General features: G+C 55.8%; 11 protein-coding genes. 2 read left to right on the top strand and 9 right to left on the bottom strand.

What is annotated here, in order from left to right; translation table 11 throughout:
• The 7 genes from FHS21_RS28290 to FHS21_RS28260 all read right to left on the bottom strand — a co-directional run.
• A partial coding sequence (locus FHS21_RS28290; protein ID WP_183665321.1) for an FAD-binding protein occupies nucleotides 1–318 on the bottom strand: 318 nt, incomplete at its 3' end.
• 62 nt (nucleotides 319–380) lie between these two features.
• A complete protein-coding gene (locus FHS21_RS28285; protein WP_183665319.1) occupies nucleotides 381–2021 on the bottom strand; it encodes an ABC transporter ATP-binding protein in 1641 nt (546 codons plus the stop codon).
• Nucleotides 2014–2940 (bottom strand): ABC transporter permease, encoded by a 927-nt coding sequence (locus FHS21_RS28280; protein WP_246411264.1) that lies wholly within the window; start codon nucleotides 2938–2940, stop codon nucleotides 2014–2016. Before FHS21_RS28280 ends, FHS21_RS28285 begins: the two co-directional genes overlap by 8 nt.
• A 1-nt stretch (nucleotide 2941) precedes the next feature.
• Nucleotides 2942–3859, bottom strand: a complete 918-nt coding sequence (locus FHS21_RS28275) for an ABC transporter permease (protein ID WP_210283660.1) — start codon at nucleotides 3857–3859, stop codon at nucleotides 2942–2944.
• Nucleotides 3860–4006: 147 nt separating this feature from the next.
• Entirely contained in the window at nucleotides 4007–5074 is a 1068-nt protein-coding gene (locus tag FHS21_RS28270) for a TolB-like translocation protein (protein ID WP_183665315.1), read from the bottom strand.
• 90 nt (nucleotides 5075–5164) lie between these two features.
• Nucleotides 5165–6682 carry an ABC transporter substrate-binding protein gene (locus FHS21_RS28265; protein ID WP_183665313.1) on the bottom strand — a complete coding sequence of 506 codons (1518 nt, stop codon included), beginning with the start codon at nucleotides 6680–6682 and terminating at the stop codon, nucleotides 5165–5167.
• A 96-nt stretch (nucleotides 6683–6778) separates the two neighbouring features.
• Complete coding sequence (locus FHS21_RS28260; RefSeq protein WP_183665311.1) at nucleotides 6779–7870, bottom strand: mandelate racemase/muconate lactonizing enzyme family protein; 1092 nt, start codon at nucleotides 7868–7870, stop codon at nucleotides 6779–6781.
• Nucleotides 7871–7968: 98 nt separating this feature from the next.
• Here FHS21_RS28260 and FHS21_RS28255 point away from each other — a divergent pair, with 98 nt between their 5' ends.
• Together FHS21_RS28255 and FHS21_RS28250 are read left to right on the top strand one after the other, a co-directional pair.
• Complete coding sequence (locus FHS21_RS28255; RefSeq protein WP_183665309.1) at nucleotides 7969–8880, top strand: LysR family transcriptional regulator; 912 nt, start codon at nucleotides 7969–7971, stop codon at nucleotides 8878–8880.
• Nucleotides 8877–9779 carry a LysR family transcriptional regulator gene (locus FHS21_RS28250; RefSeq protein ID WP_183665307.1) on the top strand — a complete coding sequence of 301 codons (903 nt, stop codon included), beginning with the start codon at nucleotides 8877–8879 and terminating at the stop codon, nucleotides 9777–9779. Before FHS21_RS28255 ends, FHS21_RS28250 begins: the two co-directional genes overlap by 4 nt.
• 23 nt (nucleotides 9780–9802) lie before the next feature.
• Here FHS21_RS28250 and FHS21_RS28245 read toward each other — a convergent pair whose 3' ends face one another.
• Both FHS21_RS28245 and FHS21_RS28240 read right to left on the bottom strand, forming a co-directional pair.
• Nucleotides 9803–10738, bottom strand: a complete 936-nt coding sequence (locus tag FHS21_RS28245) for a D-2-hydroxyacid dehydrogenase (RefSeq protein WP_183665305.1) — start codon at nucleotides 10736–10738, stop codon at nucleotides 9803–9805.
• Between the two features lie 644 nt (nucleotides 10739–11382).
• Nucleotides 11383–12456, bottom strand: a complete 1074-nt coding sequence (locus FHS21_RS28240) for a tartrate dehydrogenase (RefSeq protein ID WP_183665303.1) — start codon at nucleotides 12454–12456, stop codon at nucleotides 11383–11385.
• Nucleotides 12457–12476 lie beyond the last annotated feature (20 nt).

The following is a 12476-nucleotide window of genomic DNA, read 5'->3' as shown; positions in this document are numbered from 1 at the left end:
CGACATGACCAGCAATACCGCGTCTTCGAGCGGCAGAGCGCCACCAGACAGTGACGTTCCAGAGCCCCGCGGCACGACCTTTACATTGTTCTCGTGGCAATATTTGAGGACGCGTGAAACCTGCGCCACAGTTTGCGGCAGGACCACCACCAGCGGCAGTTGGCGATAGGCGGTCAGAGCATCCGACTCAAATACCCGCATCGCATTGGTGGCGTCGACGACGCCCTCGCCCGGAACTATTGCCCGCAGCGCCGTAACGATGTCCGAACGGCGCGACATGGTTGCGTCCTCAGCTTTCGGCATCAACAGTCCGGACATGGAGACTCCTTCTCCTGCAGAGCAAGCATCCAACCATCGAATACGCCCTCAGATCCCAGCAATTATATCGCGGCATGAACGTTCAAAGCCGGGTCGGATTGCAGAAGTTCCCTTGTGTAGTCATGCTTAGGATTGTTGAAAATCTCCCTGCTTGTCCCCTGCTCTACGATTGCGCCCCTATGCATGACCAACACCCGATCGGCAAAGCTCCTGACCACCGGCAGGTCGTGGGCAATGAACAGATAGGACAAATTGTAATCATCCTTGAGGCTCTTAAGCAGTTCTATCACTTGCGCTTGAACGGAGACATCGAGCGAGGACACCGCCTCATCGAAGATGATGATTTCTGGCTGCAATGCCAACGCACGTGCGATAGCGATCCGCTGACGCTGCCCGCCCGAAAACTGATGCGGATACCTGTCTGCATGGTCTCTTTGCAAGCCAACTTGCTCCAGAAGATCGCGCACACGGGTATCCCATTTGTTGCGCGGTACCACATCGTCATGGATCGCCCAGGGTTCGGATATGATCTCCCTCACACTCATCCGGGGATTAAGGGAGGCGGTCGGGTCCTGAAACACCATTTGGATCTGGCGCCGTACCTGGTTCAATCCGGCTGGTGTTCTGTTGAGCAGATCATGGCCACGATATGAAGCGCCTCCACCCGTTGCCGTTTCCAAGCCAATCAGTGTTCGCGCCAGAGTAGACTTTCCGGAACCGGATTCGCCAACAATGCCAAGCGTCTCCCCTCGTTCCAGCTTGAACGAAACTTTGTTCAGGGCAAGCACGGGTGCGGCCGTTGCGCCGCGACTGAACAGTCGCGCGGGACTTAAATATTCTTTCGACAGATCCTGGACGATCAAAAGGGGTTGCTCGACCAGTGTTCGCGCCGTCTCGGATACAACCCGTCGTCCCGGGACAGCATCAAACAATCGGTGGGTGTAGGGATGTTGCGGCGTTTCGAACACTTGCCTGACCGTTCCGGTCTCCACAATCTTGCCGCCCTGCATGATTGCTACGCGGTCAGCGATGCCGGCAACGATGCCGAGATCATGTGTGATCAAGAGCAGACCCATTCCTCTTTCGCGTTGCAACTCCTTCAATAGGCGGAGGATCTTCGCCTGTACCGTCACGTCGAGTGCCGTGGTTGGCTCGTCAGCGATCAGGAGATCGGGATTGAGGGCAATGGCCATAGCGATCATGATGCGCTGGCGCTGGCCGCCCGAAAACTGGTGTGGATAGTCAAAAAAGCGACCGGACGCATTGGGGATGCCGACACGTTCTAGAAGTTCGAGTGCCTTCACGTCCGCGACCTTCTTGGGGACCCCATGCGAGCGAAGTGTCTCGGCCACCTGCCAGCCGATCTGGTAAACTGGATTGAAGGCGGCCAGCGTGTCCTGGAATACCATCGCGATCTTCGAGCCGTTGATTTCGCGCTGCCTCTCCGGGGTCGCGTTCAACAGGTTTTCGCCGCGGTAGAGCACTTCGCCGGAAGTGATCCTGCCGGGCGGCATATCAATCAATCCCATCAGCGCCGACGAACTGACACTCTTGCCCGAACCGCTTTCACCGAGGATTGCCAGTGTTTCACCGCGATTGACGTACCAGCTCACATCCTGCACCGCTGGCACGGTTCCGTCCCTGGTGTGGAAATCGACACTGAGATTGCGGACTTCGACCAGATGATCGTTAACCTCAATCATGGCTCGGCTCCTTCGCTTCCAAACGCCATCTCTGCACTGGATCTGAGACGAGGCGAACCCAATTCGCTAACAGATTCAGCGACATGGCGGTCAGGGTGATCGCTACGCCGGGCCAAAAAGCCACCCACCAGGCCGTGCCGAGATAACTCTGCCCCTGAGCAACCATCGCGCCCCAGGTAAACTGAGGCGCCTGGATGCCGAGACCGAGAAAGCTGAGGCTTGATTCAGCCAGCATCACAAACGCGATTTCAAGTGTAGCGATGGTAACGAGTGTGGGCATGACAGCCGGGCGTATATGTCTCCACACCAGACGCCAGGTCGATGCACCCATGATGTCCGCAGCGGTGACAAAGGTGCGCTCGCGAACTTCCAGAACCTCGGCGCGCGCCGTGCGCAGATAGATCGGTACACGGGTGATGGCCAGCACCAGAATGACATTGGCGATCCCGGGCGTCAGAACATAAAGAACGATAAGTGCCAGCAGCAGGGACGGGAAACTCATCAGGACATCGGCCACGCGCAGGATCACGTTTCCCAGCCAGTCATTGCGATACCCGGCCACGAAGCCCAGCGCCGTACCGACAATCATCGATAGGATGACCGCCGAGACAGCAAGGATGATCGTATTCTGCGCGCCGACGAACAATCGCAAGAGGATCGGACGTCCAAGAGCATCAGCGCCCAAAACAAAAGCCCAGCCGTGCGCGAACGACGGTGCGGCATTGCGCGTCAAAAGGTTAATCCTGTTCGATTGCTGGCCAAAAAGATATGGCCCGAGAAGAGCGGCCAAAACCACGATGATCAGGAACAAGACGGCAGCCACGGCGAACTTGTCACGCCATAGCAGATCCAAGGACTGACGAAGCGATGTTCGCTCGGTTTTCCGAACTGGGACAGTTGTCGATGTTACATTTTCCATGTCACTTGAACCTGATGCGTGGATTGAGAGCGACATAGGCGAAATCTATAAGCACGTTCATCAGGAAGATGGCGGCCGCGGTTATGATGACCCCGCACTGTATCACTGCGAAATCACGGTATTGAATCGAATCCATCATCAACTTGCCGATACCTGGGAAGCCGAAAATGACCTCGACGACAACGGCGCCGTTAATCATTCCAGACATCTGGTCGCCCGCAACGGTAATGACTGGCAGCATCGCGTTACGAAGAGCGTGCACGAAAATGATGCTCCTCGAGCGCACACCCTTCGAACGTGCGGTCTTAACATAAGCTGACGATAGCGCGTCGATCATGGAGCCACGAACGACCTGGGCGAGAAGCCCGCATGGTCGGGCAAACAGCACCATGATGGGCAGTATCCAATGTGCCAAGGTACCGGTGCCCGATGTTGGCACCCATTTCAGCCAGACCGCGAACACCAGGATACTGACGAGAGCCAACCAGAAGTTCGGCAGGCTGGCGCTCGACAACGATACGACGTTGACCAACCGGTCAAGGATGCCGTTAGGCGCACAGGCGGCCAGCGCACCCGCTACGATGGCGACAACGAGAGCCAGCGCCATGGCGCTAAACGCGAGAATAAGAGTGGTCGGGAAGGCGGTAAGCACAAGCTGAAGGGCCGGACGTTCCAGTCTCAAAGAATTGCCAAAATCCAGATGCAGAAGAGTGACGAGGAACCGCCAAAACTGGACGAGAACCGGCTGATCCAGACCGTTTACCTGGGAGAAAGCCGCGCGTAGTTCAGGCGTCGCATCGACAGGCAGGTAAAGCTCCGCTGGATTTCCCGTCAAACGAGCCAGGAAAAACACGAGGATGATCAGTCCGACCATAGAGATGGCGCTATAGACCATGCGGTTGACAATATATGTATTCAACGGTTCCTCCCGAAGCGGTTAACTAGAATTGTCGCCTTGGCTGGCCCCCACATAAGGCAACAACATCTTGTGTCGTGCGTTCCCCGGACTATTGCCGGGGAACGCTGTTGTTTCGCAATGCCGATCCTACAGCAATCCTGTCCTGAACTATTCGGCGGTTTTCTGCCGAAGAGCGGCACGCTCGGCCGGCGTCTCCCATTGCTGGGCATATTCGCTCTTTTCCCATTCCTCTAGGTTCATCAGGCCAATACCCATGCCGAACCCCGGCTCGCTCGTGTAAGTATTGACCATGAAAGCCAGCCATTTTCCATCGGGACTGACATTCGAGTTGCTTGCCCGCCAGGGTTCCCGATCAAACATGCGCGTCATGCGCACGCGACGCCCCGAACCATCCAGCTTCAACTTCCACAAATCGATGGGAGGAAACTGATCGACAAAGTCGCATGAAGACTCAAGACAAATGTGCTCGCCATCGGGAAAAATTCCCTCGCACTCATTGTGTGTCAATGGTTCGTCAATATAGGTGCGCACGTCGAGGGTTCGCAAATCAATGCCGCGCGTTACGGTCTTCCATTCAGTACTGCGGTCGCGCGGACCGATATAATCCGCCATGATGACCTCGGTATCATCGTGCCGGAAATCCTGTGGCTCCGGCCGTCGATACGGGCCGCTGCGGTAGATCGGCCGGATGGTGCCGATCCTGGCTCCTTCGGGACCGTAATCGATATTGGTCACATAGCATTCGTAATGATCCGGCGAGCCGATGCTTGGATCATGGCCGCCATGGCGCGAATAAGTAATGCGATTGGTGATGGCAGATACGCCAATACCTTCGAAAATCGTCATGCCCAGTGGCCTTGGCGGCGTCTTTGCATCCTTGTCCATGATCCACAATTCGGACTCTTGATATCGGCTTGTGAAATGGTGTTTGAATTCCTTGGGACCGATCAGGAGATAGTCGCCATTGGGCAGAAACAGCACGCGCAGGAACGAGTGATAGTCCCCATTATCCTTAGTCAAGTTCCTGATCTGCCGCGTTTCAAGATCGATTTCGTGAACGTCGCCGTAAGCCTTCTCCACGAAAGCCAGTCTTTTGCCGTCAGGCGACCAATAGGGGCGAGCGCCATAGTCGCAGACCTTTTGATGGAAAGGCGGCGGGTTGTCCAATACATGAGGACCAGTAAAGGGTTTGTTGTCCCACTTGTAGATCGGCATGCGAAATCCTTTCGAATTGTGGTTCGCTGATGAAGGGCAGAGCCCTTTCCGCGGCAAGGAAAGCCGAGCCTTCCCTGCCGGTTCTTGTGATTATTTGAACGTGACGTCGGCCAGTTCGAGCTTACCCTGGGTGGTGAAGTCCGGGGCGTAACTGACGCGGGGACCGACGCGGATGAAGCTTTCAAGATGGAAAAGCATCACGTCCGGAATAATGTCCTGCTGGATTTTTAGATTGGCCTCCTGGAAAGCCTTGCGACGCTCGTCCCCTGTGGACGTGCTGCCTTTTTCCAACAACTTGTCGAGGGCAGGATCCGCGATGTTCGATAGATCTCCGGACGAATGGTAGTAGACCATCATCGTATAGAACGCATCCCCGGCAGCATTGTCGTGGGTTTCGAAGACCATCGTCGGCGTCGGGCGATTTGTTGGAAACGGCTTGTGCCGCGTCGCCGACAGTTGGATCTTGTCGACCATCTCAAGCTTTACGTTGAGGCCGATCTGTTGCCAGCTCTGAATCAGGGTTTCGAACAGTTCATTCGAGTTCGCCAACATAAAATCGCTTCCGTACATGACGATCGGCTTGTCGACGGGGACGCCGGCGGCACGGGCTTCTTCAACAAGCCTTGTCGCCTCTTCGGCATCATAGGGCCAGACCTTGAGATCAGGATTATAGCCGTTGATATTGGACATCATATACTGACTGGCTGGCAGGACGCCCTTGCTGAGGATCGTCCCAACGAATGATCCGCGGTCGATTGCAAGGTTAAGTGCCTTGCGAACACGCACATCGTTCAGGGGTGCCTGGTCCATGAAGATGCGGACGCGACTGGTGTCTGCATTCAGATAGCCGAAATCAGTGTCCGGATTGACTGCGTCCTGCGGTGCTATCTGCATCGCGATATCAGCTTCTCCGACAGCCACCATTGAGGCGCGCAGCGCCGGCTCCGAGCGCCACACATAGGTCGCCTGTTGGATTTGAGGCTTCTTGCCCCAGTAACCGTCGAACTGCTTGAGCACCAGGCTCTGCGTCGGATTCCAGCTTGTGAGGACGTAGGGGCCCGTTCCAACCGGATGTTTCGAGGCTTCAGTTGTCGGGGTGTTTGGCGATGTTATGCCTATCTGCGAAAGCGTTAGCGGCATGAGGGGCATGGGTTGTTTCGAAATTATGTCGAGCGTTAAGTCGTCGACAGGCTTCACTTCGAGCGTTTGCCCCGCGAAAAGGCGGTCCTTGTCGCGGCACAGAAGCGCCGGGGCGAACAACCGGTCTATCGCTGCCTTGACCCCTGCAGAATTGAAGGAGGCGCCATCCTGGAATTTCACGTTTTTGCGCAGGTTGATGCGCCAGGTGAGCGGATCGATTTGTTTCCAGCTCTCCGCCAGAAGCGGTTGTGGCGTGCTGTCCTTCGGATCGAGCTTGATCAGCGACTCCACCACATTCTGGCGCAATACCAGACCGATATAGCCGGTCGACATCATGTGGCATGGCTCGACCACATCGACGGCAGATGGCATGACTATGGTAATGTCCTTCGACTTATCCTGTGCCTGGGCCGCACTGGCGACGGCCAGCAAGGCCATACCGGCTAAAATTGCTTTTAATTTGGGCATGTATTCCTCCCTTGAGTTTCTGTTTGATGTTTAACCCGACGCCTCATCCTCCGGCGGGTCCGGCACCTCTTTGGTATTTCAATCAGGCTGGTTGGATCAGAGCGAGCTCACCATGTGATCTGCCTTGGCGAGCCATTCCGGGTTGATCTCCACTCCCCAACCGGGGCCCTCGGGGATATCGACACGACCATCGACAACCTTGAAGGGATCTCCGACAAAAAGCCCCTCCAGCCAAGGTGCTTCTTCGATACTCAATTCCATATACGGTCCGGCATTCGGGAGTGCGCCCTGCAGATGAAGCGTGAACACCGTGACCATCGTCCGATTGGCTGCGTGCGGAGTGCAGGGCAACCCAGCCGTCTCGGCTATACTGGCGGCGGCACGAGCACGGCTTATCCCGCCGATGTAGCAGACATCTGGCTGCATGATATCCACCGCTCGCAGACGAGCCATTCGTCTAAATTGTGCAAGGTCGCATTCCTGCTCGCCTCCCGATACTGGGACCGAGAGCGCGGCAGCGACCTCCGCGGTCCATTCAAGCTCTTGGTAGGGACAGGGTTCTTCAAAATGGCCAACATTGTATTGCTCAAGCATTCGGCCGACTTCGATCGCACGCTTGGGCGTATAGCCGCTATTGGCGTCGACAAGCAGCAGGGTCTTGTCGCCGATAGCTTTACGCACGGTCGGAACAATGGCTTCGGTGCGTCCCGGCCAGCGATCGATATCATTGCCGAAATTGTTAGCGATGCGGATCTTGAACGCCGAAAAACCATTTTCCTGCTGCAGGCGAACGAGTCGCCCGGCCTCGGCCTCTGGCCGAATGTCCCTCTGCATGCTCGAACCGTAGACTGTCAGGCGCTTCTTGGTACCCCCGAGCATCGCGCAAACACTTTTTCCCTGCTGTTTGGCCAACAAATCCCAAAGCGCCGTGTCGACGCCGCCAGCCGCACGACAAACGTAGGATCCAGGAAACTTGTGCTGCCCAACAATGCAACGATCAACCAAGGTATCGATATCTGCGGGATCGGAGCCAAGGAAGTATGGTGCAACCTGGCGATGCACGACCATTGCGGTAATATCCGCATTGTAGGGCGCTACTTGCCCATACCCGACCGAACCATCGTCGGCGGTGACACGAACGACACTTATGTGTGTCGTAGAAAAAGTTTCCACACTTACAATTTTCATCAGTTTCTCCCAGACAGTTTTGTACGAGGAAGCTTTTTGTTTGACAATGCGAGGAATATTCCAATCATTCCATACAAATAGTAAGGAATAGAGCAGCCATGGATAAACTGAAGGAGATCGAGACCTTTGTGGAAGTCGCAAGGAATGGTAGCTTTGCCAGTGCCGCGGCCGGGCAGAATGTGACTCCGGTTATGATCGGGCGCCGGATCAATCATCTGGAGAAACGACTGGGCGGCAAATTATTTCAGCGCAGCACCCGCAAGCTGACATTGACCGACGAAGGAAAGATGTTTTTCGAGCTTTGTCACGGCTTATTGGGTCGGCTTGACGCAGCGGAGAGGCTGGTGACAGATGCCCGCCACCGGGCTACCGGGCACCTTATCGTGTCCTGTCCGGCCAGTTTCGGCCGAAATCATATCGCACCGCATCTTGATGAATTCTTGGCTGCCAATCCCGACGTTAGGATATCCCTGAATCTCAGTGATCACGTAGTCGATCTTGTGCGGGAGGGATATGATCTGGGCATACGCATTGGTGCGACGCACGAGCCCAATCTCACTGCGATCAGACTTGCGCCCGATCAGGCCGTAGTTTGTGGCACTTCCGCTTATTTTGAAGAGCACGGCATTCCGCACACACCCGAAGAGCTCGCACAGCACAATTGCCTGACTTTCAATCAATATGGCGGACAGCAGCATGGCTGGTACTTCAAGCGCAATCAACAGCCATTTCCCATCAAGGTCACAGGCAATCTGGCGAGTAATGACGGAGCCCTTCTGCGGCAATGGGCGATAGAGGGGCTTGGCCTCGCATGGTGCTCGAAGTGGGAGGTCGCAGCCCAGATCAAATCAGGCGAATTAACAACGGTGCTGGATGACTATGTTTTTGCCGACCGCGCAATTTCGGCGGTCCATCCACGCCAGAAGAACCTCCCGGCGAAGACCTCACTCTTCATCGAATGGTTGAAATCGATCTACTCCAGCCCGGACTATTGGGAGCCTTCGACATGAGTAGGTTCAGGGAGATGCAGGCCTTTGTCGATGCTGCCGAGAAGGGCAGCCTTACGAGCGCTGCCGTGGAGCAGAGAATCACGCCGAGCATGCTAGGAAGGCGGATAAGCGATCTAGAAAGACGGTTGGGGGTCAAACTTCTGCATCGGACTACCCGTCATATGTCCATGACTGAACAGGGAACGCTTTTTCTTAAGCACTGCCGCGAACTGCTAACCGAACTGGAGGCACATGAGGCGGCCGTATTCCCGGAGTCGTCCCACGCAACCGGGCAGCTCAGCGTTATTGCGCCGGCTTATGTCGGCCGCCATCATGTTGCCGCCCACGTCAGAAAATTCATAAGCGAGAATCCGCAAGTCCAGGTGTCATTCAATCTGAGCAACAGCTATGTCGATCCAGTGCACGAAGGGTATGATCTATGCATCCGTATAGGCAACGTCATTGATCCGGACTTCGTTGCAACGAAACTGGCGACGAACCGCCGTGTGGTCTGTGCCACGCCAAGCTATTTTCAAGAATATGGTGCCCCACAGACCCTGCAGGATCTGGCCGCGCATAACTGTCTGGCGGTAAATCGCATCGGCGGTGAGCATCGCGATTGGCTTTTCCAGGAGGATGGCAAACCAGTAGCGGTGAAAGTGAGCGGCAATTTCGATTGCAATGATGGCGAGGTGCTGGCGCGCTGGGTTTGCAACGGGCTCTGTCTCGCCTGGCGCTCCACTTGGGAGGTCAGCGCGCAGCTCGATTCAGGCGAACTGGTTACCGCACTCGACCAATATGCCTTGCCGAGCTTCGATATCATGGCAATCTATCCGCGCCACAAACCTCTTACCGCAAAGGTGAAACTCTTCATCGACACCTTGAAGGCAGCATATGCCCAGCCCGGCTATTGGACGTAACCTCGGCACGCTGGCTCGTTCGATCAGTAGGCGAGCTCCCGGTCAACGAGATTGATCAACGCTTCGCCGTTCTGGTAACGCTCGAGGTTGGCAACAAAATAATCGAAACCACGTTCCGGTGTGGCTTTTGACGTCGCGCCGTTGTGCGGTGTGACGATCGTGTTTGGCGCGGTCCAGAACGGACTGGTGGCGGGTAGCGGTTCCTCCGAATGAGCATCCAGACCCGCACCAGCGATCCAGCCCTCATTGAGGGCGCGCAGAAGGGAGACATCGTCAGCAATGCCGCCGCGTGAAAAGCAGATGTAAAAAGCTGACTTCTTCATCGCGCGAAACTCGCGTTCACCCAACATGCCTGTCGTTTCCGCCGTTTTCGGGGCTGTAACGACGACGAAATCGCTCTCCGCCATGAAGTCTTTGATTTCAGCGATGTTGTAGAATCTGTCGAAGTTTGGTGCGGGTCGATCATGACGGCGGAGTCCAATCACGTTCATGTGGAATGCTTTCGCCTTCAGGGCGAGATCCTGACCGGAAAACCCTGCCCCGATGATGCCGCAGGTCAGACCGTTGAGTTCTCCATGAACGAAATGATCCCAGCGGTGATCATCCTGCGCCTTCAACCAGCGTAGTGCGTTTCTGTTGAGCATCAGCATGAGCATGATGGCATGTTCGGCGAGCGGTACGGCTCCATTGCCTTTGCTGCACGTCAGCACGACATCGCTTGCAACGAATTCGGGATAGAGCTGGCGATCGGGGCCAGCCATCCAACTGTGCAGCCATTTCAGCCGGGAAGCTTTGGCCAGCGCAGGGGGTGAAACGAACCCGGCGACGACATCGACATCGCCGATCATCGCCTCAACCTCGCCCTCCACCGTGCAGTAGACGACATGGGCATTGGGAGCCTTGCTGAGAAGTTGGGCGCGGCGGGTTTCGTTGACATTTCGTTGAACTAGAATTTTCATGGTACCTACCGTTAGTTTGTGGACTAAAGTCGCGATCGCTGCGGATTTGATTTTCCATTTTCAAATGCACTTTTTTGGTCACCCAATGGGAATTTTCGGGGGGCATGACGGGGTCCAAACCAACCAACATTTGCGGCCCATGAACACTTTTCTGCTGAACTGCCCGAGATTTCGCCTCAAGTATTTGTGTTACTTGCCAGGCAAAGCACAACAGTTCATTTAAAATTTTTGTAGTGAGGAGATATCCGATGTCCATATCGATAGGATACTGAAAGATATCGGCTCCCCTTTCGGCGGCTTTGCCGACGGCATTGCCGTGGACAACGGTTATGTCGGTCTCCCCAACACTCCAGGCGTCGGATTCGAAATGAAATCAAAGCTTCATCGATTGATGCGCGAAGTAGCTTAGGAACGTCCCTCGAAGCAACCAGTGTTCGTTTCTCGCACTTTGTTAATCAACAACGAGCAATTCGCTAAACCGCCTCGCACCGCAGCGTATGATCACCGATAGGCTCGACTCCTACGAAGCGGCCAAGCGCCAGATCATGCCCAAGCATCGGTTTGGTTCCAATCCACATTCGCCTGCCCAGACTGTTTCGGAGCCTTCGGCACGTCCCGGTATGAGCGGCGTCTAGGATTGTCGATTAGACGTTTGAAGAATGAATGGCATCGACGACTGCATCCGTCACCTCCTGCGTCGTCGCCGTTCCGCCAACATCGGGAGTAAGGATTCCAGCCCCCGTGACACGCTCGACGGCGCGCATAAGTCGAGCGGACGCCTCCGGCTCGCCAAGATGGTCAAGCATTTGGGCCGCTGTCCAGAAAGTGGCCACAGGGTTGGCAATGCCCTTTCCCGTAATATCGAAGGCAGAGCCGTGAATCGGTTCGAACATCGACGGAAAGCGGCGTTCAGGATCGATGTTGGCCGTGGGTGCAACACCGAGGCTTCCGGCCAATGCGCCTGCGAGGTCCGACAGGATGTCGGCATGCAGGTTCGTAGCAACAATGGTGTCCAGGCTTTTCGGGTTGAGCGTCATGCGGACCGTCATGGCATCGACCAGCATCTTGTCCCATGTGACGTCGGGGAATTCTGCCGCCACTTCCGCGGCAATTTCATCCCACATGACCATGCCATGGCGCTGGGCGTTCGACTTGGTGACGACGGTCAGAAATTTGCGCGGTCGCGACTGCGCCAGTTTGAAGGCATAGCGCATGATGCGGGTAACGCCGACGCGGGTGAAGATCGAGACTTCGGTCCCCACCTCTTCCGGCAGTCCCTTGTGTGCACGCCCGCCATGGCCCGAATATTCGCCCTCCGAATTCTCACGCACGATAACCCAATCGAGATCCCCGGGGCCGCAATTGCGCAGCGGCGGTGTGATACCCGGCAAAATCTTGGTCGGGCGGACATTGGCATACTGGTCGAAGCCTTGGCAAATCGGCAGACGCAGACCCCAGAGCGTAATGTGGTCCGGCACATCCGGCGCGCCGACAGCGCCGAAATAGATCGCATCAAATTTCTTGAGCTGCTGCAGCCCGTCCGTCGGCATCATAACGCCGTTCTTCTTGTAATAGTCCGAACCCCAATCAAAATTCTCGACATTGAACTTGATATCACCGAGGCGCTTTTCGAGGCTTGCCAGCACCGTAGTCCCAGCTGCGATCACTTCCGGGCCGATCCCGTCGGCCGGGATCGTGGCGATTGCGTATTCGCGCATTTACATGTTCTCCGTTGTGG

The sequence above is a fragment of the Phyllobacterium trifolii genome (assembly GCF_014192095.1).
Lineage (GTDB): Bacteria > Pseudomonadota > Alphaproteobacteria > Rhizobiales > Rhizobiaceae > Phyllobacterium > Phyllobacterium trifolii.
This window is presented reverse-complemented; position numbering and strand designations above follow the sequence as displayed.